The organism is Cellulosimicrobium sp. PMB13 (genome assembly GCF_051294865.1).
Taxonomy (GTDB): domain Bacteria; phylum Actinomycetota; class Actinomycetes; order Actinomycetales; family Cellulomonadaceae; genus Cellulosimicrobium.
Map to the genome: position 1 here is coordinate 2,365,352 of NZ_CP145910.1, position 23,775 is coordinate 2,389,126.

Consider the following 23,775-nt stretch of genomic DNA (forward strand, 5'->3'; position numbering starts at 1 on the left):
GGAAGTGCGAAGGACGTCGAGATCGACGACGGCGACGACGGGTCGGGCCGGGACAGCCGCGCGAAGGCGGCGCGGAGCGACCGCGCGCGGTCGGAGGCGCGGCTCGGCTGGCTCCTGGCCGGCCCCGCGTTCGTCGTCATGCTCGCCGTGACGCTCTACCCGATCCTCCAGGCCGTCTACGACTCGCTCTTCAACTACAAGCTCACCGCACCGGACGACCGGTCCTTCGTGGGGCTGAACAACTACGTCGTGATCCTCACGGACTCGGTCTGGTGGCGCGACCTCGGCGTGACGCTCTTCATCACCGTGGTGACGGTGGCGGTCGAGCTGGTCCTCGGGTTCGCGCTCGCCCTCGTCATGCACCGCGCGATCCGGCGCCTGCGCGGCCTGCTGCGCACGGCGATCCTCGTGCCGTACGGGATCATCACGGTCGTCTCGGCGTTCGCGTGGTTCTACGCGTTCGACATCACGTCCGGCTACGTCAACCACTGGTTCGACTGGGTGCCGGGCGTCGGCCCCGACCTCAACTGGTTCGCGCAGCAGGGCACGAGCCTGTTCGTCATCATCGCGTCCGAGGTCTGGAAGACGACGCCCTTCATCTCGCTGCTCCTCCTCGCCGGCCTGGCCCAGGTGCCCGGCGACCTCGAGGAGGCCGCGAAGGTCGACGGCGCCACCGCGTGGCAGCGGTTCACGCGCGTCATCGTGCCGAACATGAAGGCGGCGATCATGGTCGCCGTGCTGTTCCGCGCGCTCGACGCCTTCCGCATCTTCGACAACGTCTTCATCATGACGAACGGCGCGAACGGGACCGAGGTGCTCTCGCTGCTCACGTACCGGACGGCGATCGGACAGCTGCAGATCGGCATGGGCTCGGCGATCTCGGTCCTGCTGTTCCTGTGCGTCGTCCTCATCTGCTTCGTGGCGATCAAGCTCTTCAAGGTCGACCTGGCCGGCGCGAGAGGGGAGAAGTGAATGGGTAGCGTGCTGAGCACCCGGGCGAAGGTCTGGTGGGCCGTCATCTCCGTCGTGGTCCTCGTCGGGGCCCTGTTCCCGATCCTGTCGATCTTCATGACGAGCTTCAAGTCGTCGTCCGACATCAACTCCGGGACGTTCCTGCCGCCGCAGTGGAGCAGCGAGAACTACGAGCAGATCCTCGCGTCGGGCGGCTCCGCGCAGGAGCTGTTCCTGTCCGCGCTGCGCAACTCGATCGGCATCTCGCTCATCGCGACGGTGATCGCCGTCGTCCTCGCCACGCTGTGCGCCTACGCGATCGCGCGCCTCGACTTCCCGGGCAAGCGGCTCATCCTCACGACGGCGCTCGGGGTCTCGATCTTCCCCGTCGTCGCGATCGTCACGCCGCTGTTCAACCTGTGGCGCAACATCGGCCTGTACGACACGTGGCTCGGGCTCATCATCCCGTACCTGTCGCTCACGCTCCCGATCTCCATCTGGACGCTGGCCGCCTTCTTCCGCCAGATCCCTTGGGAGCTGGAGCAGGCGGCGCAGGTCGACGGCGCGACCCCGTGGCAGGCCTTCCGCAAGGCGATCGTGCCGCTCGCGGCACCCGGCGTCTTCACGACGGCGCTCATCGCGTTCTTCATCGCCTGGAACGACTTCGTCTACGGGATCTCGCTCACCTCCACGAGCGCCGCCCGCCCGGTCCCGGCCGCGCTCGCCTTCTTCACGGGGGCGTCGTACTTCGAGGAGCCGACCGGGGCCATCTCCGCCGCGGCCGTCGTCGTGACGATCCCCGTCGTCGTGCTCGTCGTCCTCTTCCAGCGCCAGATCGTCTCCGGTCTGACGCAGGGGGCGGTGAAGGGATGAGCACGGCCCCCGCACCCCGAACCTGCCGAACCCGCCGACACCGAGGAGACAGCTGATGGCGTCGATCACCCTCAAGGACATCGTCAAGCGCTACGGCGACGGCTTCCTCGCCGTGGACAAGGTCGACCTCGACATCGCCGACGGCGAGTTCGTCATCCTCGTCGGGCCGTCCGGGTCGGGGAAGTCCACGGTGCTGCGCATGATCGTCGGGCTCGAGGACATCACCGCCGGCGACCTCGAGATCGACGGCGTGCGCGTCAACGAGAAGGCGCCGCGCGACCGCGACCTCGCGATGGTGTTCCAGAACTACGCGCTGTACCCGCACCTCACCGTCGCGGAGAACATCGCGTTCCCGCTGCGGCTCGCGAAGGGCAAGCACTCCGAGGAGGAGATCCGCGGCAAGGTCGAGCGCGCGGCCGACATGCTGGACCTGCGCGAGCACCTCGACCGCAAGCCCGCGAACCTCTCCGGCGGGCAGCGGCAGCGCGTCGCGATGGGTCGCGCGATCGTGCGCGACGCGAAGGCGTTCCTCTTCGACGAGCCGCTGTCGAACCTCGACGCGAAGCTCCGCGGCCAGACCCGCACCGAGATCGCCCGTCTGCAGCGCCGGCTCGGGACGACGACCGTCTACGTGACGCACGACCAGACCGAGGCCATGACGCTCGGCGACCGCGTCGCGGTGCTGCGCCGCGGCGTCCTGCAGCAGGTCGCGAGCCCCCGCGGCCTCTACGAGCAACCGGTCAACCTCTTCGTCGCTGGTTTCATCGGCACGCCACCGATGAACTTCCTGCCGGGCGAGGTGTCGGGCGGACGGATCTTGCTGCCGTTCGGCGAGTTCGACCTGCCGGACCGCGTGCGCGAGGCGGTGGGGGACCGCGACCTCGTGATCGTGGGGCTGCGTCCCGAGCACTTCGAGGACGCGCGTCTCGTGGACCCGTCCAAGAAGGACCGCGGGCACACGTTCGAGGCGCAGATCGACGTGACCGAGTGGCTCGGCGCCGAGCTGTACGCCTACGTCCCGTTCGACATGCACGAGTCGGTCAAGGGCAAGCTCGACGAGCTCGACCGCGAGCTCGACGGCGAGGGGCAGCGCAGCCAGTTCGTCGTCGCGCTCGACTCGCAGTCCCGCGTCCGCGACGGCGACGTGACCGACCTGTGGTTCGACCCGACGAAGATGATGGTCTTCGACCCCGAGACGAGCGAGAACCTCACGCGCGACGAGTCCGAGGCCGAGCGGATCGAGCAGGAGAACGTCGTGGACCGCAAGCGGTCGCTCGAGCGCGCGCAGAAGCAGGAGGCGCAGGTCTGACCTGCGCCTTCGTGCTCGCCTCCGCCTCCGCCGTCAGGCGAGCGACAGCTCGGCGCGTCGCGGCGGGTTCGCGCCCGCGCGCGAGACCGTGATCGCGGCGACCGCGACGCAGCGCTCGAGCAGCCCGGCCAGGGTGGTGCTGTCGATCGCGCGCAGCGCCTCGCGGCGGTCCGCCCCGAGCAGGTCCGCGTCCCAGAGACCGTCGATCAGCGCACCCATGAACGAGTCGCCGGCCCCGACGGTGTCCACGACGGCGACCCGCGGCGCCGTGACCCGCTGCTCGCCGCCCGCCGTCACCGCGACCGCACCCTCGCCGCCCAGCGTCACCACGACGACCGCCGGGCCGAGGGCGAGCCAGTCCCGGGCGACGGCGACGGGATCGGAGCCGGGGGCCAGCCACGCGAGGTCCTCGTCGCTGACCTTGACCACGTCGGCGAGCGTGACGAGCGCCTCGATGCGCGGCCGCGCCTCCGCAGGGTCGCCCATGAGAGCGGGCCGGGCGTTCGGGTCGTACGTGACCGTGGCCGCCGAGCGCGCCGAGGCGACGAGCTCGCGGACCGCGGACGCCCCGGGTTCGAGCACGGCGGCGATGGACCCGGTGTGCACCGCGAGCGTGCCCGCGTCGACGGTCGTGCCCGGCGGGACCTGCCACTCGAGGTCGAAGTCGTAGGTCGCCGCACCGTGCTCGTCGAGGTGGGCGGTCGCGACGCTCGTCCGCTCCGCGGTCGTGCTGCCCGGCGTCAGCGTGACCCCGGACTCCCCGAGCCAGCCCCGCAGCGCCGTGCCGTGCGCGTCGTCGCCGATCCACGTGACGAGGCGCGCGTCGCGGCCCAGGCGACCGAGGGTCAGTGCGACGTTGGCCAGGCTCCCGCCGGGCAGCTCGTCGACGGTCCCGTCGGCGCGGTGCACCACGTCGATGAGCGCTTCGCCGACAGCCAGCACGTGACCGCCGCCGGGAGCAGCCCCGCCGGGCGAACCCGCGGACGGCGCGGTCGTGCTGTCGCGCTCCGTGCGCTCGGGCGTCGTGCTCATCGGTCTCCTCCGGGTGTGCGGTCGGGTGCGTCGTCGGTCGCCTCGTCGTCGCGGGCGCGTGCGGCGTCGAGCCGGGCGCGTGCGCCGTCGAGCCACTGCTGGCAGCGGGCAGCCAGGGCCTCGCCGCGCTCCCAGAGCGCGAGCGAGTCCTCGAGCGGTTCGCCGCCGGTCTCGAGACGCGCGACGACCTGGACGAGCTCGTCGCGCGCCTGCTCGTACGTGAGCCCGGCGACGTCCTGGCTGACAGCGTTGTCGGAATCGGTCACGGCGCTAGTGAACCCCATCTGTGCGGTGTCGTGGTCATGGTCCGTCCGGTGGGACGGTGGCTGGGCCCGGGTCGGACGCGGCCTCGCGGTCGGTCCGCAGCACCTGCGCGGAGAGCTCGCCGTGGGCGAGCCGCACGCGCAGCTCGTCGCCGGCGGCGGTGTCGGCGGGGGAGCGCACCACGTGGCCGTCGCCCCGCTGCACGACGGCGTAGCCGCGCTCGAGCGTCGACGCCGGCGACAGCGCGCGCACCTGCCCCTCGAGCCGGCCGACCTCGCCGGCCGCACGCACGAGCCGCGCGTCGAGGGCGCGGCGGGCACGGTCGCGCAGGGCGCCCGTCCGCTCCGCCCGGTCGGCGAGCATGACCTCGGGCGACGCGAGGACCGGCCGGGAACGCACCGCGTCGAGCCCCGCCTGCTCGCGCGTGACGCGGCCCTCGATCGCGGACCGCATCCGGGAGCGTGCCTGTCCGACCCGCGCGCGCTCCTCCGAGACGTCCGGGACGATGCGCTTCGCGGCGTCTGTCGGCGTGGACGCCCGGTGGTCGGCGACCAGGTCGAGCAGGGGGCTATCGGTCTCGTGCCCGATCGCGCTGACCAGGGGCGTCCGGCAGGCTGCCGCCGTGCGGACGAGCGTCTCGTTGGAGAACGGGAGCAGGTCCTCGACCGACCCGCCACCACGCGCGACGACGATCACGTCGACCTCCGGGCGCGCGTCCAGCTCGCGGATCGCGTCGCCCACCTGCTGCACCGCGTGGGCGCCCTGGACCGCGACCTCGCGGATCTCGAACCGCACCTGCGGCCAGCGTTCGCGCGCGTTCACGACGACGTCGTGCTCGGCCTTCGACTCGCGCCCGCACACCAGGCCCACCACGCCCGGCAGGAACGGGAGCGGGACCTTGCGCCCGGCGTCGAACAGGCCTTCCGCGGCGAGGACGCGCCGCAGGTGCTCGATCCGCGCGAGCAGCTCGCCCACGCCGACCGGCCGGATCTCGCGGGCCTGGAGCTGGAGGGTCCCACGGCGTGACCAGAACACGGGCTTCGCGTGCACGACGACGTGCGCACCCTCCTCGACCGGCTTCCCGTCGAGGACCCGCACGGCCGCCGAGACGGGGAGCGACATGTCCTGGTCGGTGTCCCGCAGGGTGAGGAACGCCGTGGACGTCCCGGGGCGTCTGTTGAGCTGCACGACCTGGCCCTCGACCCACACCGGGGCCATGCGATCCACGTACTGCTCGATCTTGCGTGCGAGCAGCCGGACGGGCCACGGATGCTCTGCGCTCGTGTCGAGCGCCCGCGCGGGGATCTCGTGCCACGCCGCGGCGCGCGGCGCGCCTGCCGACGGCGCGTCGTCGGGCAGCGGGAGCGAGGCGATCATGGGTCCAGCCTGCCGCATGCCACCGACGCGGCGCGTGTCGCGGTGCCGATCACGGTGCCGGATCAAACGACCGGGGCATCTGTCGCAGCGTGTGGCGGTCCTGTGCAGGGCGCGCGCAGCCTCGGCGTCCGCCCGCCGCCGCCTCGGGCGGACGCCGGGGGGTCACCTAGACTGGCGGGCGTGAGCACCACCCCGTCCACCTCGCGCACCACGGCGTCCAGCACGCCGTCCGCCTCCGCGACCGCCCCTGCTCCCGCGACGCCGGCCGGCGCCGTGTCCGCCTCGGGGAAGCGCGTGCTGCTGGCCGCCCCTCGCGGCTACTGCGCGGGTGTCGACCGTGCCGTCGTCGCGGTCGAGAAGGCGCTCGAGCACTACGGCGCGCCGGTCTACGTGCGCAAGGAGATCGTCCACAACAAGTTCGTGGTCGAGACGTTGAGCGAGCGTGGCGCCGTCTTCGTCGACGAGACCGACGAGGTGCCCGAGGGTGCGCGCGTCGTGTTCTCGGCGCACGGCGTCTCCCCGGCGGTCAAGGCCGCCGCCGCGGCGCGCAACCTCGACACCATCGACGCCACGTGCCCGCTCGTGACGAAGGTGCACAAGGAGGCCGTGCGCTTCGCGAAGGACGACTACGACATCCTCCTCATCGGCCACGACGGCCACGAGGAGGTCGAGGGCACCGCCGGCGAGGCCCCCGACCACGTCCAGGTCGTCAACTCTCCCGAAGCCGTCGACGACGTCGTCGTCCGCGACCCGTCCAAGGTCGTCTGGATCTCGCAGACCACGCTCTCGGTCGACGAGACGATGGAGACGGTGCGCCGCCTGCGCGAGAAGTTCCCGACGCTCCAGGACCCGCCGAGCGACGACATCTGCTACGCGACGCAGAACCGCCAGGTCGCCGTGAAGAAGCTCGCGCCGGACGCGGACGTCGTCATCGTCGTGGGTTCCGCGAACTCGTCGAACTCCGTGCGGCTGGTCGAGGTCGCGCTGCAGGCGGGCGCCCGCGCCTCCTACCGCGTGGACCGCGCACGGGAGATCGACGAGGCGTGGCTCGAGGGCGCGACGTCCGTCGGCGTGACGTCCGGCGCCTCGGTTCCCGAGATCCTGGTCGACGACGTGCTCGCCTTCCTCGCCGAGCGCGGGTTCGGCGAGGTGCAGGAGGTCCGGACGGCGACCGAGGACCTCATGTTCTCCCTGCCGCGCGAGCTGCGCTCGGACCTCGGCGCCACCGGTCCGGGCGCCCGACCGGGCCGCGGCGGCCGGCGCTCGCTGTCCGTCCAGCCCGTCTGACGGTCCGGCGAGGTCTCGGGCGCGGCCTCGCGCCCGGCGAGGACGAGCGGGGGGACGTGCCCGGTGTCAGGCGAACGCCTGGCGCCCGCGGTCCTCGTCGTCGTCGCCCGGGCGGTCGTCGATCGCGACCACCGCGTCGGTGGCCGCCGCGACGAGCTCGGGCTGGGTGACCGGTCGCGGGACGTCGTCGACCACGCGGACCTGACCGATCCGCTCGGCCTCGTCGACCACGTTCAGGTCGACCAGGCGGCGGGCCTGGGGGAGCACGCGCGTCTCGAGCGAGCCGACGAACACGTTGAAGTCTTTCGTCGCGGCGCTCAGCGACCGCCCGAGCTTGGTCACGTGGCGGGCCGTGGTGACGAGCCGCGAGTGCAGCTCCTTGCCCGTGCGCAGCACCTCGTGCGCGTTGTCGGTGACGGCGTCCTGCTGCCACGCGTACGCGACCGTCCGCAGGAGCGCCATGAGCGTCATGGGCGTCGCGACGATGACGTTGCGCCGCATGGCGTACTCGAGGAGGTCGCCGCGACGCTCGACCGCGGCGGCGAGGAACGGCTCCGCGGGGACGAACATCACGACGAACTCCGGCGCCGGGCTGAACTGCGACCAGTAGCGCTTCGACGCGAGGTCGTCGACGTGCTTGACCATGTGCCGCACGTGCGCGTCGAGCCGCGTCTCGCGCACCGCGGGGTCCGTCGCCTGCTGCGCCTCGAGGTAGCCGAGGAAGGCGACCTTCGAGTCGACCACGACGTTCTTCCCGCCCGCCAGGTGCACCACCATGTCGGGGCGCAGCGCGCCGTCCTCCGTCTCGACGTGCGCCTGCTCGGTGAAGTCGACGCGGGACAGCATCCCCGCCGCCTCGACGACCCGCCGCAGCTGCAGCTCTCCCCACGCGCCGCGCGTCTGCGACGAGCGCAGCGCTGTGACGAGGTCCTCCGTCCCGCTGCGCAGGTCGGCGCTCGCCTGCGAGAGCTGGCGCAGGTGCTCCGTGAGCGCGGCGTGCCCGGCCGCCCGGGCCTGCTCGGCGGTGGCGACCTCGGTGCGCATCCGCTCGAGCGAGCGCGCGAGCGGCTCGACGAGCGTGCGGACGGCCTCCTCGCGCTTCGCGAGCTCGGCGACCCCCGACTCGTGGCTGCGGCGCAGCCGCTCCTCCGCGTGGACGAGGAACTGCTCCGACGTCGCGGCGAGCGCACGCCGGGAGAGGGACTCGAACTGCGCCTCGAGCCGGCGGTGGTCGCCCTGGACCTCGTTCACGCGGCGCTCCGCGGCGCGCTGGAGCTCGGTGACCTGCTGCTCGTGCGCCGCCTGCGCGAGATCGAGCCGCTCGTCGGCGCTGCGCTGCGCGGCCGCGAGCTGGCGCACGAACGCCTCGCGCTCCGCGGCGATCTGCCGCTCGAACCCTGCACGCTCCGCATCGAGGCGCTCCGCGAGCCCCGCACCGCGGGCCGCCTCCTGCTGGGCCTGCCCGAGGAGCCCGGTGAGCCGGCGGACCTCGGCGGCCGCGCCGTCGGGCGACGTGCGGCGCACGACGAGCACGAGCGCTGCGCCGACGACGAGCCCGAGCACGAGGCCGACGGCGAACAGGAGCGTGGGCGAGTCCATGGCCGCACCCTCCCACGCGGCACCGACACGCGGCACCGACACGCGGCGGCGTCCGCGCGGCTCGGCGAGCCGGCGCGCATCTCGTGACAAAGCGCACGGCGCCTCGGCCCGCGGCTCCGTTAGGTTGGCGGCATGGTCGAACCGATGCACGAACCACCTGCCGCTCTCGGCACACCGGCTCCGACTGCGCGGCCGGTCGTCCCGCCCGCCGGCCCCGTCGCGCCGCCCGCGGCCCAGGTCCCCGGCCACGCGCCGGGCCAGGCGCCCGCCGTGCCGCCGGACCCGTCCGCGGCGCTGTCGCTGCGCGGGCTGTGGAAGCGGTTCGGCGAGAAGATCGCCGTCGCGGGCGTCGACCTCGACGTGCCCGCCGGCTCGTTCTACGGGCTCGTCGGGCCGAACGGCGCGGGCAAGACCACGACGCTGTCCATGGCCACCGGGCTGCTGCGACCCGACTTCGGCAGCGCGCACGTGCACGGCACGGACCTGTGGGCGGACCCGGTCGCGGGCAAGCGACAGCTCGGCATCCTGCCCGACGGCGTGCGGCTCTTCGACCGCCTCACGGGCGCCCAGCTCATCACCTACGCGGGCCTGCTGCGCGGGATGGACCGCGACACCGTGGCCGAGCGCACGACCGACCTCCTCGCGACGCTCGACCTCGCGAAGGACGCGAACACCTTCGTCGTCGACTACTCGGCCGGCATGACGAAGAAGGTCGCTCTCGCGACGGCCCTCATCCACGCACCGCGCGTCCTCGTCCTCGACGAGCCGTTCGAGGCCGTCGACCCCGTCTCCGCGGCGAACATCCGCGACATCCTCGCGGGCTACGTCGCGAGCGGCGGCACGGTCGTCGTGTCGTCGCACGTCATGGACCTCGTGCAGCGCATGTGCGACCACGTCGCCGTCGTCGCCGGCGGCCACGTCCTCGCGTCCGGGACGGTCGACGAGGTCCGCGGCGAGCAGAGCCTCGAGGACCGTTTCGTGGAGCTCGTCGGCGGCCGCCAGACCTCGGAGGGCCTCGCATGGTTGCGCAGTTCGTAAGGCTCAAGCTCACCCTCATGGCCAACGCCTTCCGGCGGAGCACGTGGCAGACGATCGGGTTCGTGCTGGGCTCGCTCTACGGGCTGTTCATCGTGAGCATGGTCGTCGTCGGGATGGTCGCCCTCGGCACGAACGACCCGGAGCTCGCGGGCGCGGTGGCGATCCTCCTCGGCACCCTCGTCGTGCTCGCGTGGTGGATCGTGCCGCTCTTCGCGTTCGGCGTCGACGCGACGCTCGACCCGCAGCGGTTCGTCCTGTTCGGCATCCCGCAGCGCCGGCTCCTCGCCGGCCTCGCGGTCGCCGGCGTCGTGTCGGTCCCTGGCATCGCGACCTCGCTCTCCGCCCTCGGCGTCTCCCTCGCGTGGTGGCGCTCGCCGGTCGCTCTCCTGGCAGCCCTCGTCGGCGCGGTCCTCGCGGTCGCGCTGTGCGTCGTCGGCTCCCGCGCCACGACGACGGCCCTCGCCCCGCTGCTCGAGTCCCGCCGGTACCGCGAGGTCGTGACCATCGCGGCCTTCGTGCCGCTCATGCTCGTCGGTCCCGCGTTCGGGTGGTTCGCCACCCAGATGGGCGACGGCCCGGTCGACGGCGACGCCGTGCGCGAGCTGGTCGCCCGTCTCGCCGACGTCGCGGCCTGGACACCGTTCGGCGCCCCGTGGGGTCTGGCCGCGGCGGTGCACGACGGCGCGTGGGGCCTCGCGCTCGCCCGCCTCGCCGTGGCCGGGGCGACCCTCGCGGTCGCATGGGTCGTGTGGGACCGATCGCTCGCCCGAGCGCTCGTCACCCCGCCGACGTCCGGCGCGGGCGGCAAGGCCAAGGGCCTGGGGTTCTTCTCACGGTTCCCGGCGACGCCGACCGGTGCGGTAGCCGCTCGCACGACCACGTACTGGCTGCGCGACCCGCGCTACTCCGGCTCGATCGCGGTCGTGCCGCTCATCCCGGTCGTGCTCCTCGTGCTGGGCGGGGGGTCGGGATCGGACGTCTTCCTGATCCTGGGCCCGATCACCGCCTGGATCCTCGGGTTCGCGATCTCCGCCGACATCGCCTATGACCACACCGCGTTCGCGCTGCACGTGTCGACCGGCGTGAGCGGCCGCGCCGACCGGTGGGGCCGCGCCATCCCGGTGCTCGCGGGCGGCGTCCCGGTGACGGTGGCGTTCGTCCTCGCCTCGGTCGCGGTCGCCGGGCGGTGGGACGCGCTCCCGGCACTCCTCGGCCTGACTCTCGGGACCCTGCTGGTCTCTGCCGGGGTGTCGAGCGCGTCGTCGGCGCGGCTGCTCTACCCCGTGCCGAAGCCCGGTGACAGCCCGTTCAAGCAGCCGCAGGGCGCAGCGATGGCGACCCTCGTGGCCCAGACGGTGGCGATGGTGGTCACCCTCGCGCTCACGCTGCCGTTCCTCGTCCCCGGCGTCCTCGCGGTCGTCCTGCCGCAGCCCGTGCTCGGCTGGGTGACGCTCGTGGTCGGCCTCGCGCTCGGGGTGCTGGTGCTCGTGCTCGGCGTGCGGTGGGGCGCGAAGGTCTACGACCGTCGCGCGCCCGAGCTGCTCCAGCGCGTCCTGTCGTACGCCTGACCGCCCCGGTGCCCCGGTTCCTCCCTGGAGGAGCCGGGGCACCTCACCCGTAGGATGGTGGCCCGTGGCTCTCACTATCGGCATCGTCGGCCTGCCCAACGTCGGCAAGTCCACCCTCTTCAACGCCCTGACGCGCAACCAGGTCCTCGCGGCGAACTACCCGTTCGCGACGATCGACCCGAACGTCGGCGTCGTCCCGCTCCCGGACCCGCGGCTCGACACGCTCGCGAAGATCTTCGGCAGCCAGAAGATCCTGCCCGCGACCGTGTCGTTCGTCGACATCGCCGGGATCGTCAAGGGCGCGAGCGAGGGCGAGGGCCTGGGCAACAAGTTCCTCGCGAACATCCGCGAGGCGGACGCGATCTGCCAGGTGACCCGCGTGTTCTCCGACCCGGACGTCGTGCGCGTGGACGGGTCGGTCGACGCCGAGGGCGACATGGAGACCATCAGCACCGAGCTGATCCTCGCCGACCTCCAGACGCTCGAGAAGTCCCTCCCGCGCCTCGAGAAGGAGGCGAAGATCAAGAAGGGCGACCCGGCGCTCGTCGACGCGGGCAAGAAGGCGCAGCAGATCCTCGAGTCCGGCCGCACCCTGTACCAGGGCGCCGCGGACGCGGGGCTCGACCTCGCCGACGTCGCGAGCTTCCAGCTCCTCACCGCGAAGCCGTTCATCTTCGTCTTCAACACGGACGACGCGGGCCTCGCGGACACCGCGATGCAGGAGCGGCTGCGCGCCCTGGTGGCGCCCGCCCAGGCGATCTTCCTCGACGCCAAGTTCGAGTCCGAGCTCGTCGAGCTCGAGCCCGACGAGGCGAAGGAGATGCTCGCCGAGTCGGGCGTGGAGGAGCCCGGGCTGGACCAGCTCGCGCGCGTCGGCTTCGGCACCCTCGGGCTGCAGACGTACCTCACGGCGGGCCCCAAGGAGTCCCGCGCGTGGACCATCCGCAAGGGCTGGACCGCACCGCAGGCGGCGGGAGTCATCCACACGGACTTCGAGCGCGGCTTCATCAAGGCCGAGGTCGTCTCGTTCGACGACCTCGTCGAGGCCGGGTCGGTCCAGGCGGCGCGCGCGGCGGGCAAGGCGCGCATCGAGGGCAAGGACTACGTCATGGAAGACGGCGACGTCGTCGAGTTCAGGTTCAACGTCTAGCTCGAGATCGGTCTCAGTCGCGGAGAACGTGCATGATCGCCGGCATGGGTGGAGCCCGTGGAGACCGGCAGTGGTCCGGTGACACCGAGTACGTCCTGCCCGATCCGCAGCTTCGCGCCTACGATCATGGAGTCGGCACGCTCGCGATCGACGGCGTCTTGAAAGGTCATCTCGCCAGCGTCGTAGGCGAGATCACGTTCCCGTCTACGTCGCCATGGCCGTGGTTCGTCATCGTCTGGACCGACGGAACCAAGGAGCGCTCCTTCGAGGACTACGGACCCGGCTGGTACACCGTTCGCGAGCTGGAAGCCGGCGTGCTCGACCACTTCGGGCCAAGCATCCGACTGGAGCGCCGAGGCCTCTTCGGCAGGCAGGTCCGCTACACCCGGTCTGGTCCCCGGTGCGTCTTCGAGTTCGCCTGGCTGCCGAGAGACGAGGCGACGGCAAAATGGCGAGAGCTAGGCCTTGCTGACTCGGACTTCTGACGTTGATCGATGATGGGCAAGGCCGGGCTGGTCCGTGCGGCGAAGGAAGTGACTGCATGACCGATGGCTTCCGTCTGACGGTCCGCCGCGACGATGTGGCGCTCTCCGTCACTGATCGTGGCGGTGACGGGCCGCCCCTTCTTCTCCTGCACGGGCTCGCCGGCAGCTCACGGGAGCTCATGCCCACAGCAGATGCGCTCACCGACTCCTTCCACGTCCTTCTCCTGGACCAGCGAGGTCACGGTCTGAGCACGCGCCGACCGGTCGACCTGTCGCGCGAGGCCTTCGTGGACGACGTCGTCGCAGTGGTCGGGCAGATCGTGTCCGGAGAGCCCTGCACGCTCGTCGGCCAGTCGATGGGCGCGCACACCGCGTTCCTCACCGCCGCGGCGCGCCCGGACATCGTCGAGCGCCTCGTGATGCTCGAAGGGCATGTCGCCGGCGACGACCCGGGGGAGGCCGTCGGCCTGGGCAAGTTCTTCGGGTCGTGGCCCGTGCCGTTCGCCGACGAGGACGCGGCGCGCGCGTTCCTCGGGTCGGGGGCGCTCGTGGAGGCGTGGATCGCCGACCTCGAGGTGACTCCGGAGGGGCTGCGACCCCGATTCGACGCCGACGTCATGCAGCGCACGATCGAGGCGGTGCACCAACCGCGCTGGGAGGAGTGGGAGGCTCTGCAGGCGCCGACGCTCACCGTCTTCGCACAAGATGGCATGTTCAGCGACACCGCCAAGGACGAGCTGGTCCGGCGCCGCCCGGCGACCGATCGGATCGACCTGTCCGCCGGGAGCCACGATGCACATCTCGACGCCTTCGACGAGTGGATCAGTGTCCTGCGCCGGTGGCTGTCGTCGGACACCGAGGCTGCGACTCCACGGTGACGCAAGCACTGTCGAGCACCGTCCAAGCGCCGCGGTCCTCGAGCGATTCGCTCAGGACACGTTCTGGGGTGCCCGGGTCGCGGTGGCGCAGCACCCGAACACGTCGCGAGAGACCCTCCTCGGCCTCCTCGAGCGTGACACGCGCCAGCGTGGCGTCGTCCACACGGAGACGCGACGACGGCTCGAGGCGGACGGTGTCACCTTCGGCGACGACGGCATGCCGGCCGTCGACTGACCACCGACGGCGCGCGGGACACCAGCCGCCGGACACGCAGGACGAGCCGACCCGTCGGCACCGCGACGTCCGCCTCGGGATCGTCGTCGAGCCGCTCGGTCCCTGCGACGGCCGCCGTCGTGAGCGTGCCGTGACCGAGGAGCCGCAGCCGGCCCGCGCTGGCCCGCACGGCATGCTCCGACTCGCTCTCGGACGGTCGGTCCGACGGGTCGGTGCGCACCTCGAAGCCGTACGTGGCGAACTCGGGCGGTCCGGCGGTCCAGAAGGCGCCTTCCGGCGCAGGCGTGCCGCATCGAGCCCGGTCAGCAACCGGGCGGGATCGCGACGCGTACGGATCGCGGAGTCCGGGGCGCCGCAGGACTCGTGCGGGTAGCCTCGCCGCCATGACGATCGGTAGCGAGTCGCCTCACCCCGCCGAGGAGCGCGTGCAGGAGTTCATGGTCGAGTACGACGCGCAGTGGCGGATCGCCGCTCCCGTGTTCGAGAATCGCGACGACGACAGCCGGCGGAAGCGGTTCGAGTTCTGGCGCGAGCTCATGAAGCAGACGGCGCAGAACCACTTCACCGACTCGTCTGCGATCGACCTCGGGCAGTCCTTCGGCAGTCCCGCCGAGTACGGGCCAGAGGCGGAGACGTTCCTCCGGACGGACGTGGACGGGGACGTCGCCTACGTGCTGACCCGGGGCACCTCCCGGCTCGCGAGGATCCACGAGTACACGGTGCACGCGCAGGACGGCGCCTGGAGGATCTCGGCGATCACCCAGCACAGTGACGATCCCGCGCAGCCGTTCGTCGAGCGCGCGAGCGTCGAGGAACGCGTGCGGGCCTGCGCTGCCGACGCGCCGTTCACGGAGATGCCCGAGGCGCAGGCGCGGCTGGACGAGGTGCACAACTTCACGGACCGCGAAGTCACCCGCCCACGCGACGGCGAGACCTCGCGGGCGCAGGTCTCCGGGATCGGCACCCTCGTCACGAGCAGCGGGGTGCTGACGGTCCTCGACTTCGGCTACGACAACGACGACGCCCGGCCGCTCTCCCGCACGGTCGCCCCGGGCGCCTATCCGGTCGATCGTGTGACGGCGTTCGGACGCAACGCTGCCGCGCGGGTGCGCTTCAGCGACGAGACGCCGGTCGCCTGGCACCCGGCGTCCATCCCCGGCAGCGGCCACGTGGTCGGCGTCGACGCGGGGTGCGTCGTCGTCGCGGACTACGTCGGCTACTCGGCGATGACGCGGCGCGAGAAGGCGGCAGCATATGACCGGTTCACCACGGCAGCACGACCCGCGGCGCTCGAGCTGCCGCTCGGCGGCGCTGACTCGGGTCTTGCGCTCGACTCCGGGTACGGCGACGGCAGCTATCCCGTGTACTGGGGCGTGGACGCCCAGGGCGACATCGCGCAGCTCGTCGTCGACTTCATGGTGCTCGTCACGCAGGACGACGACGGGGCGATCACGCACCTGTAGTGGTCGGCACGGACGAGGTCGAGCTCGTCGACCACCGCCACGGCAGCATGGCGGGCGGAGGACGCTGGCCGGAAGGAAGGGTGGGGCGTCGTGAGGGAGGTCGTCTTTCGAAGGACCGGGTGGATCCCGAACGTGGTCCGCCAGGACGGCGAGCTGAGGATCGAGCTCGGGGCTGGGGCGGACGCGGCCCATCAGCCCCGGACCTTCACCTTCCCGGTCTCGGAGGCTCATCTCGAGGTGATCCGGGACGACCTGCCCCGGCACCTGCTGCTGTGGTGCGCGGTCCTGCCGCTCTGCGATGCCGCCGGGACTCGGGGCCCTCTCGACGAACCCGCGGCGGTCGCCCTGCTGGACCCGATCCTCCTCGGGTCGCCACCCGACGTCGAGGCGTTCCTCAGCACCATCCCCTGGCGCCAGGACCTGCTCGTCGGTCACGGTGCGGACATCGAGCTGCTCGAGCGCGGCGAGATCTTCGCCGCGCTGCGCGAGGCGACCGCGGAGTCCGACGGGCCCCGGGTCGCGAAGTACGTGGCAGACCGCAACCGTGCACGTCGTGGCGTGCACCTCTCGCCGCTCGACGCCGCCGTCCTGAACTACACGGGCCAGTACATCCACGGTTCGACGATCCCGCGGCGCAAGCCCGACGCCGTCGACCCCGCCCTGCTGCCGGAGGTGCTGCGCGTGATCGCCGTCGCGGAGCAGGCCTGCGCGGGGATGCGGATCGGCCTCGATCCGCGCCGGGGACGTCGCTCGACGGAGAAGCGGGCCTGGGACCGCATGTCGACGGCGGTCGACGACGCCGTGCGTCGCGCCTACCCCGAGCTCGCCGACGACGCGGTGCGCACGGTGAGCTTCCTGATGTGCTCGGAAGCAGCGGACCGCTCACGGAACGCGCCGTGGGAGGACGACGAGGAGCTCGTCGGCGACCGCCCCGACCTCGACGAGCGCGCGAGGAAGACGGCGCTGAACTTCACCGACGACAAGGACGGCGAGGTGACGTGGACCCAGGACGGTCCCCGCACCGCCGGCACGGAGTTCTGGGAGTTCGTCGCGGATCGCGTCGGCTCGGGAAACCAGGTGTTCACCATCGAGGACGAGTCGATGGGCGAGGGGATCCAGCTCCACTTCTACGCCGACTCGGCGGCGCGCATCACGACGGTGGCACAGGGCGTGGGCGGCTCGGGCCCGACGTACCGGGTGGAGTACTGCCTGGTCGACGGGCTCGACGGATACCGGGCCCTCGTGAGCACGTTCGTGCGCGGTGGCTGCGCGGCGCTCGAGCCGCACGGTCCCTGGACCTCGGACGTCGGTGAGTTCGAGGCGGCGCGCCGGCGTCGCGACGCGGAGCTCGGGAGCTGAGTGCCCGTGGGCATCGCACACCGGTCTTGCTCCTCGGCCACATCGTGAGAAGACGTGATGCCCGTCACGGCACGCCGGCGGGTGTTTCGGGGCGATTTCCTCGGGATTTCTCCCGTGGAGCGCGGTCGTACCGCCCAGTATCAACTCGGTAACGATCGCCCTCCGCAACCGGGCACATGGGAGAAGTGGCGCAACTTGGTAGGTAGCGTTGCTCGAAACCGTGGTGGGCGTCACCCGACCGCGCGCACCGGCACACATCCGGGCAGCGCGACGGCGGGGCGGCCGAGGGCGACATGACGACCGAGGCCGTGCTCACCATCCCTTGGAGGAGGAACATTGAAGATCAGGCGCACGAGCGCTGCCATCGCGGTGGCGGCCACGGGAGCACTGCTGTTCTCAGCGTGCTCGAGCCCGGCAGGCAACGAGGACGACGCGGAGTCGACGGAGACCACCGCGGCCGCCGAGGTGGACCCGGACGACCCCTGCAAGCAGGACACCGGCGTCACCGAGACCGCTGACGGCAACGTCTCGTTCTCCGTGGGCGAGGACGAGTTCCTCGGCTACAACTCGGTGACCCCCGAGACCTACTCGACGTACAACAGCGTCGTCACCGAGCGCATCCTCGGCGGCTTCTGGTACTTCGGTGTCGACGGCACCATCTGCCACGACGAGACCTTCGGCACGTACGAGGTGACGAACGAGGACCCGCTGCAGGTCACGTACACCATCGCGGACGACGCCAAGTGGTCCGACGGCACCGACGTCACGGTCGCCGACTTCGTGCTCAGCTGGGGCGCCCAGGCGGTCCCCAGCGAGGCGGACCCCGAGACGGGGCTGTTCAACCACGTCTCCGGCCTGACCTACGGCGAGTACGTCCCCGAGGGCCCGCAGGGCGACGCGGACGGCAAGGAGTTCGTGCTCGACTACCCGACGGTCTACGCGGACTGGGAGATCCAGGTCGAGGCGCCGATGCCGGCGCACGTCGCCGCCGAGCAGGCCGGGATGACGACCGAGGAGCTCGTCACCGCGATCCGCGACCGCGACTACACCGCTCTCGCGCCCGTCGCCGAGTTCTGGAACACCGGCTGGCTCTCCGCCTCCGGCGAGCTGCCCGACCCGGCGCTCGTGCCGTCGTCCAGCCAGTACACGTTCAAGGAGAACGGCTGGACCGCCGGACAGTCCCTCACGCTCACCGCGAACGAGGAGTACTGGGGCGCCCCGGCCGCGACCAAGGAGCTGACCTTCCGCTTCACGGCCGCGGACACGCACGTCCAGGCGCTGCAGAACGGTGACCTCGACGTCATCGAGCCGCAGGCCACGGTCGACACGCTCGGGCAGCTCCAGGCGATCGGCGACTCCGTCACGGTCCTCACGGGCTCGTCGCTCACGTGGGAGCACCTCGACTTCAACTTCCGCGAGGGCAACGTCTTCGCCGACAGCCTGCCGCTGCGCGAGGCGTTCGCGCTGTGCGTCCCGCGCCAGCAGATCATCGACAACCTCATCGCGCCGATCAACCCCGACGCCGAGGTCATGAACCTCCGCGAGGTCTTCCCGTTCCAGGAGAACTACGACGAGGTCGTCGAGGCTGCGTACGACGGTCGCTTCGACGAGGTCGACATCGACGCCGCCAAGGCGAAGATCGCCGAGGCCGGCGTGCAGACGCCCGTCACGGTCCGCATCGGCTACTCCGCGCCGAACCCGCGTCGTACCGACCAGGTCGCCCTGATCAAGTCGAGCTGCGACCAGGCCGGCTTCGAGGTCCAGGACGTCGGCGCCGCCGACTTCTTCGACAACACGCTGCCGAACGGTGACTACGAGGTCGCGCTCTTCGCGTGGGCCGGTTCGGGCCAGATCGCCTCGGGCCAGAACATCTACGCGACGGGCCAGCCGCAGAACTACGGCGAGTACAGCGACCCCGTCGTTGACGAGGCGTGGGACACCCTCGCGTCGTCGGTCGACCCCGAGGTCCACCTCGAGCAGACCAAGATCATCGAGAAGCAGCTCTGGGACACCCTGTTCGGTATCCCCGTGTTCGCCCACCCGGGCGTCGTGGCGTTCAACTCGAACCTGCAGAACGTCCGCGACACCGCGACGCAGAGCACGGTCGTGTGGAACGCGGAGCAGTGGGCCCGCGCCAGCTGAACGTGACCCGCTCTCGGTAGCACACGCTCCGTGAGCTCGTTCCGACCGAGCACCCTGTGGGGCAGGAGGGCCTCCTCCTGCCCCACAGAGGTGCTCGGACGGGTGCGATGACGGAACACGTCCATCGGTGGCATACAGTGATCTGCTGTCCCACACGGAGCAGGCGCCCGACCGGCGCCAGGCTTGAAGGGTAAACCCGTGCTCAGATTCATCCTGCGGCGCATCGGGATCTCGTTCCTGGTGCTCCTCAGCGCGTCATTCCTCCTGTACATCATGGTGATCAACTCGGGTGACCCCCTCGAGGATCTCCGGGAGTCGAACGCAGAGAACCGCGACCAACAGATGGCTGCCCGATCGGCGTTCATGGGTCTCGACGACCCGGACGTCGTCCGCTACTGGAACTGGCTGCGCGGCATCCTCGGCTGCGTCACCCTCAACTGCGACTTCGGCGTCGACCGGACGAACCGGGACGTCGGCGTCCTCCTCGGCCAGGCCGCGAGCTCGACGTTGCGCCTCGTGGTCCTCGCGACGATCCTCGCGATCATCGTCGGCGTCGCGCTCGGCATCCTCACCGCGATCCGCCAGTACTCCGGCTTCGACTACACCGTCACGTTCGGCGCCTTCCTCTTCTTCTCGCTCCCGGTCTTCTGGGCCGCGGTGCTGCTCAAGGAGTACGGCGCGATCCGCTACAACGACTGGATCGCCGAAGGGCTGGTGAGTCCACCGGCCATCCTGCTGATCGCCGCGCTGCTCGGGTTCGTGCTGCAGGCCGTGCTCGGCGGGGACCTGCGGCGCCGGCTGCTGACCGCCGGCGCGACGTTCGTCTTCGTGACCGTCGTGATGTTCGTCTTCAACGCGATCGACTGGTACCGCAACCCGTTCATGGGCCCGGTCGTCGTCACCCTCTTCGGAGCCGGTGCGGCGGTCCTCGTCACCTCCCTCGTGACGGGCCTCGCGAACCGCCGCGTGCTCTACGCGGCGCTCACGACCGTCGTCGTCGGCGTGGCCTCGTACTTCGCCTTCGCCGGGATCCTCGCGGAGCCGAGCGGCTGGCTCGTCCTGGTCGGGCTCTTCGTGCTCGCGATCGCGCTGTCGATGCTCGTCGGCTACCTGTGGGGCGGGTACTCACGCCGCCAGGCGATGTTCGCGTCCACGGTCACGGGCATCATCATGAGCGTCCTCATCGTCGCGGACGTCGCCATGGCCCACTTCGCGAGCTTCCTCGACCTCAAGTCCCGTCCGATCTCGACGATCGGCTCCGAGACGCCCAACTTCACCGGCGGGTTCTGGGAGTCGTTCCTCGACAAGGGCGCGCAGCTCCTTCTGCCCACGATCCTGCTCACCCTGATCTCGGTCGCGTCGTACAGCCGCTACACGCGCTCGTCGATGCTCGAGGTCATGGGCCAGGACTACGTGCGGACGGCTCGCTCCAAGGGCCTGTCGGAGCGTGCCGTGATCACGAAGCACGCGTTCCGCAACGCGCTCATCCCCATCACGACGATCGTCGCGTTCGACTTCGCCGGCCTCATCGGCGGCGCGGTCATCACCGAGACGGTGTTCGGGTGGAAGGGCATGGGTGAGCTGTTCAAGACCGGCCTCGACAACGTCGACCCGAACCCCGTCATGGCGTTCTTCCTCGTGACGGCCATCGCGGCGATCTTCATGAACATGCTCGCGGACATCGCCTACGCCTACCTCGACCCGCGGATCCGGCGGTGAGCGGCATGACGACGTCACGAACGACGGACCAGCCGGCGACCACGGCCGGCATGCAGACACCGACGAGCGGGCGCACGACCTGCACGCCCCGCGCAGCGACACCCGGAGGCCGGGATGAGTAACGACGACCGCGCCCAGAGGGGCGACCAGTCCTTCGAGGTGATCCCCACGGTGCAGGGGATCGACGCCGAGGGGTCGAAGTCGACGGCGATCGCCGTCGCGTCCGACCCGCACGACGACAAGTCCTACAGCCAGGGACAGCTCGTGCGCCGGCGGTTCTTCCGGCACAAGGGTGCGATGACATCGCTCATCGTGCTCGCCGTCGTCTTCGTCGTGGCCTTCACGTCGATCGGCATCGGCCCGATCCCTGGCTGGTGGCCGCACGACTACTCCCTCGCGGGCACCGTCGTGGACGGCGGGCGGCCCTCGTGGGCGCACCCGTTCGGCCAGGACACCGTCGGCAAGGACTACTTCGCGCTCGTCATGCGCGGCACGCAGCAGTCGCTGATCATCGCTCTCGGCGTGGGTCTCATCTCCACGTTCCTCGGCACGCTCATCGGCGCCCTCGCGGGCTACTACCGCGGCTGGATCGAGGCGCTGCTCATGCGCATCACCGACCTGTTCATCATCATCCCGCTCCTCGTCTTCGCGGCGGTGCTCGGGAAGATGGCCGGCGGTGGCATCTGGGCGCTCACGGCCGTGCTCGGCCTGGTCACGTGGACGGGCCTCGCTCGCCTCGTGCGCGGCGAGGTGCTGTCCCTGCGCGAGCGAGAGTTCGTCATGGCGGCGCGCGCGGTGGGTACCGGCCCGGGACGCATCATCACGAAGCACATCCTGCCGAACGCGATCGGCGTCATCATCGTCTCCGCGACGCTGGCCATCGCGTCCGCGATCCTCCTCGAGACGTCGCTGTCCTACCTCGGGTTCGGCGTGCAGGCGCCCGACACGTCGCTCGGCCTGCTCATCTCGCAGTACCAGAACGCGTTCACCACGCGCCCGTGGCTCTTCTGGTGGCCGGGCATCATGATCCTCACGATCGCCCTCTCGGTGAACTTCCTCGGTGACGGCCTGCGTGACGCGTTCGACCCCCGCCAGAACAGGAGCAAGGGCTGATGACGACGATCGACATCTCCGCCGAGGACACCGCGGGCTTCCGTTCGGACGCCGTGCTGTCGTTCGAGGACCTCGACGTCCGGTTCGGTACCGAGTTCGGCACCGTCCACGCGGTCAAGGGCATCACGCTCGACGTGCGGCCGGGCGAGGTCGTCGCCCTCGTGGGCGAGTCCGGCTCGGGCAAGTCCGTCACGTCGATGACGGCCCTCGGCCTGCTGCCCAAGAACGCCAAGGTCGCGGGGACCATCCGCGTCGGGGACAAGGTCGTGAACGACCTCGACCTGCGGGGCCTGCGGCGCATGCGCGGCAACGACGTGGCCATGGTCTTCCAGGAGCCGATGACCGCGCTGAACCCGGTGCTCACGATCGGCGACCAGCTCTCGGAGGCCCTCCAGCTCCACGGCATCGCGTTCGGCAAGCAGGCCGACGCGCGAGCGGCAGAGCTGTTGCGCATGGTCGGCATCCCTGAGCCCGAGCGTCGGCTCAAGCAGTACCCGCACGAGCTCTCGGGTGGTCAGCGTCAGCGCGTGGTCATCGCCCTCGCGATCAGCTGCGACCCGAAGGTGATCATCGCCGACGAGCCGACCACGGCGCTCGACGTCACGGTCCAGGCCGAGATCCTCGACCTGCTGCGCTCGCTCAAGGACAAGCTCAACACGGGCATCCTCCTCATCACGCACAACATGGGCGTGGTGGCCGACATGGCCGACCGCGTCGCCGTGATGCTCAAGGGCGACCTCGTGGAGATGGGCACCGCGGAGCAGGTGCTCAACCACCCGCAGCACGAGTACACGAGGCGTCTGCTCGGGTCCGTGCCGCACCTCGGCTCGGGGCCGGGCCAGTTCGGCACCACGACCGAGGACGTCGTCGACCAGGTCGCGGACGTGTCCGAGGCCCCGGCGCTCGACCTGCGCAACCTCGTCATCGAGTACCAGCGCCTCGGCAAGCCGCCGTTCCGCGCCGTCGACGACGTGTCGTTCCAGGTGCGCAAGGGGGAGATCGTCGGCCTGGTCGGCGAGTCCGGCTCGGGCAAGTCGACGATCGGTCGATGCGCGCTCGGACTCATCCCGGCAGCGAGCGGGTCGGTGTCGATCTTCGGCGACGACTTCGGCCGGATGAGCAAGCCGCAGCTCAAGGCCATGCGTAAGCGGATCGGCGTGGTGTTCCAGGACCCGGCCGCGTCGCTCAACCCGCGCATGCCGGTCGGGGACTGCATCGCGGAGCCGCTCGTCGTCCACCAGGTCGGCGACGCGAAGGCGCAGCAGGCGCGCGTCTACGAGCTGCTCGACGCCGTCGAGCTGCCGCGCAGCGCGTTCAACCGCTACCCGCACGAGCTCTCGGGCGGACAGCGCCAGCGCGTGAGCATCGCCCGCGCGCTGACGCTCGACCCGGAGCTGCTCGTCGCGGACGAGCCGACGTCCGCCCTCGACGTGTCCGTGCAGGCGAGCGTCCTCCAGATGTTCACCAACCTGCAGGAGCGGTACCAGTTCGCGTGCCTGTTCGTCAGCCACGACCTCGCGGTGATCGACCTGCTCGCGCACCGCGTCGTGGTGCTGCAGAACGGCAGGATCGTCGAGCAGGGGCTGCGCGCCGACGTGCTGCACGACCCGCGTGAGGAGTACACGAAGCGGCTCATCGCGGCCGCCCCGGTGCCCGAGCCGGGCGAGCAGCGGCGTCGTCGCGAGGCGCGCCACGCGCTCCTCGCGTCGCTGGGCGACCGGGCGACCGAGCTGCAGGACCCGGTGACGCCGTTCGAGCCCCTGGCGCCCTCCGCGAACCCCGAGGGCAACGCGTCCCTCCGCGGCGGCGGCATGGGCGGCTTCGCCGGCTGACCGACGACCGGGCCGGCGCCACGTGCGCCGGCCCGGCCCGTCCCACGACGACACCCGAGGAGGGGTGCCGCAGGTGAGAGCCAGGTGAGAGCCAGCTGAGA

The 23,775-nt window shown here is 71.2% G+C and carries 20 protein-coding genes; 16 read left to right on the top strand and 4 right to left on the bottom strand.

The features are described from left to right. The first annotated feature begins 21 nt into the window (after window positions 1-21). Genes V5D56_RS10660 through V5D56_RS10670 form a run of 3 tightly spaced genes read left to right on the top strand, consistent with a single transcriptional unit; the run spans window position 22 to window position 3,133 of the window. Complete coding sequence (locus tag V5D56_RS10660; protein ID WP_435739003.1) at window positions 22-972, top strand: carbohydrate ABC transporter permease; 951 nt, start codon at window positions 22-24, stop codon at window positions 970-972. Further along, the gene (locus V5D56_RS10665) at window positions 973-1,824 is read left to right on the top strand and encodes a carbohydrate ABC transporter permease (RefSeq protein ID WP_435735325.1); all 852 of its coding nucleotides are present in this window, start codon (window positions 973-975) and stop codon (window positions 1,822-1,824) included. Window positions 1,825-1,879: 55 nt separating this feature from the next. After that, complete coding sequence (locus tag V5D56_RS10670; RefSeq protein WP_435735326.1) at window positions 1,880-3,133, top strand: ABC transporter ATP-binding protein; 1,254 nt, start codon at window positions 1,880-1,882, stop codon at window positions 3,131-3,133. Between the two features lie 33 nt (window positions 3,134-3,166). On the opposite strand, the gene V5D56_RS10675 is transcribed toward V5D56_RS10670, so the two are convergent. Genes V5D56_RS10675 through xseA form a run of 3 tightly spaced genes read right to left on the bottom strand, consistent with a single transcriptional unit; the run spans window position 3,167 to window position 5,806 of the window. After that, window positions 3,167-4,165 (bottom strand): carbohydrate kinase family protein, encoded by a 999-nt coding sequence (locus tag V5D56_RS10675; RefSeq protein WP_435735327.1) that lies wholly within the window; start codon window positions 4,163-4,165, stop codon window positions 3,167-3,169. Beyond that, window positions 4,162-4,449 (bottom strand): exodeoxyribonuclease VII small subunit, encoded by a 288-nt coding sequence (locus tag V5D56_RS10680; protein WP_435735328.1) that lies wholly within the window; start codon window positions 4,447-4,449, stop codon window positions 4,162-4,164. The genes V5D56_RS10675 and V5D56_RS10680 overlap by 4 nt, the downstream gene beginning before the upstream one ends. Before the next feature lie 16 nt (window positions 4,450-4,465). Beyond that, complete coding sequence (gene xseA / locus V5D56_RS10685; protein WP_435735329.1) at window positions 4,466-5,806, bottom strand: exodeoxyribonuclease VII large subunit; 1,341 nt, start codon at window positions 5,804-5,806, stop codon at window positions 4,466-4,468. A 180-nt stretch (window positions 5,807-5,986) separates the two neighbouring features. Here xseA and V5D56_RS10690 point away from each other — a divergent pair, with 180 nt between their 5' ends. Continuing rightward, window positions 5,987-7,093 (top strand): 4-hydroxy-3-methylbut-2-enyl diphosphate reductase, encoded by a 1,107-nt coding sequence (locus V5D56_RS10690; RefSeq protein WP_435735330.1) that lies wholly within the window; start codon window positions 5,987-5,989, stop codon window positions 7,091-7,093. A gap of 66 nt (window positions 7,094-7,159) precedes the next feature. On the opposite strand, the gene rmuC is transcribed toward V5D56_RS10690, so the two are convergent. Then, window positions 7,160-8,692, bottom strand: a complete 1,533-nt coding sequence (gene rmuC / locus V5D56_RS10695) for a DNA recombination protein RmuC (protein WP_435735331.1) — start codon at window positions 8,690-8,692, stop codon at window positions 7,160-7,162. A gap of 132 nt (window positions 8,693-8,824) precedes the next feature. Between rmuC and V5D56_RS10700 the strand changes: the two genes are divergently transcribed. The 12 genes from V5D56_RS10700 to V5D56_RS10755 all read left to right on the top strand — a co-directional run bounded on the left by V5D56_RS10700 (window position 8,825) and on the right by V5D56_RS10755 (window position 23,674). Continuing rightward, entirely contained in the window at window positions 8,825-9,730 is a 906-nt protein-coding gene (locus V5D56_RS10700; RefSeq protein ID WP_435735332.1) for an ABC transporter ATP-binding protein, read from the top strand. Next, window positions 9,712-11,298, top strand: a complete 1,587-nt coding sequence (locus tag V5D56_RS10705; RefSeq protein WP_435735333.1) for a hypothetical protein — start codon at window positions 9,712-9,714, stop codon at window positions 11,296-11,298. Before V5D56_RS10700 ends, V5D56_RS10705 begins: the two co-directional genes overlap by 19 nt. A 64-nt stretch (window positions 11,299-11,362) precedes the next feature. Then, window positions 11,363-12,448 carry a redox-regulated ATPase YchF gene (ychF, locus tag V5D56_RS10710; protein WP_435735334.1) on the top strand — a complete coding sequence of 362 codons (1,086 nt, stop codon included), beginning with the start codon at window positions 11,363-11,365 and terminating at the stop codon, window positions 12,446-12,448. Window positions 12,449-12,480: 32 nt separating this feature from the next. After that, a complete protein-coding gene (locus tag V5D56_RS10715) occupies window positions 12,481-12,933 on the top strand; it encodes a hypothetical protein (protein ID WP_435735335.1) in 453 nt (150 codons plus the stop codon). Between the two features lie 56 nt (window positions 12,934-12,989). After that, window positions 12,990-13,811 (top strand): alpha/beta fold hydrolase, encoded by an 822-nt coding sequence (locus tag V5D56_RS10720; RefSeq protein ID WP_435735336.1) that lies wholly within the window; start codon window positions 12,990-12,992, stop codon window positions 13,809-13,811. Between the two features lie 82 nt (window positions 13,812-13,893). Then, a complete protein-coding gene (locus tag V5D56_RS10725; RefSeq protein ID WP_435735337.1) occupies window positions 13,894-14,046 on the top strand; it encodes a hypothetical protein in 153 nt (50 codons plus the stop codon). Between the two features lie 383 nt (window positions 14,047-14,429). Further along, window positions 14,430-15,509, top strand: a complete 1,080-nt coding sequence (locus V5D56_RS10730; protein WP_435735338.1) for a DUF4241 domain-containing protein — start codon at window positions 14,430-14,432, stop codon at window positions 15,507-15,509. A gap of 90 nt (window positions 15,510-15,599) precedes the next feature. After that, window positions 15,600-16,868 carry a DUF6357 family protein gene (locus V5D56_RS10735; protein ID WP_435735339.1) on the top strand — a complete coding sequence of 423 codons (1,269 nt, stop codon included), beginning with the start codon at window positions 15,600-15,602 and terminating at the stop codon, window positions 16,866-16,868. 336 nt (window positions 16,869-17,204) lie between these two features. Continuing rightward, a complete protein-coding gene (locus V5D56_RS10740) occupies window positions 17,205-19,010 on the top strand; it encodes an ABC transporter substrate-binding protein (protein WP_435735340.1) in 1,806 nt (601 codons plus the stop codon). A 198-nt stretch (window positions 19,011-19,208) separates the two neighbouring features. Next, window positions 19,209-20,729: an ABC transporter permease gene (locus V5D56_RS10745; RefSeq protein WP_435735341.1), complete on the top strand. Its 1,521-nt coding sequence runs from the start codon at window positions 19,209-19,211 to the stop codon at window positions 20,727-20,729. Window positions 20,730-20,843: 114 nt separating this feature from the next. Continuing rightward, on the top strand, window positions 20,844-21,842 hold the full coding sequence (locus V5D56_RS10750; RefSeq protein ID WP_435735342.1) for an ABC transporter permease: 999 nt from the start codon (window positions 20,844-20,846) through the stop codon (window positions 21,840-21,842). After that, window positions 21,842-23,674, top strand: a complete 1,833-nt coding sequence (locus tag V5D56_RS10755; protein ID WP_435735343.1) for an ABC transporter ATP-binding protein — start codon at window positions 21,842-21,844, stop codon at window positions 23,672-23,674. Before V5D56_RS10750 ends, V5D56_RS10755 begins: the two co-directional genes overlap by 1 nt. Window positions 23,675-23,775 lie beyond the last annotated feature (101 nt).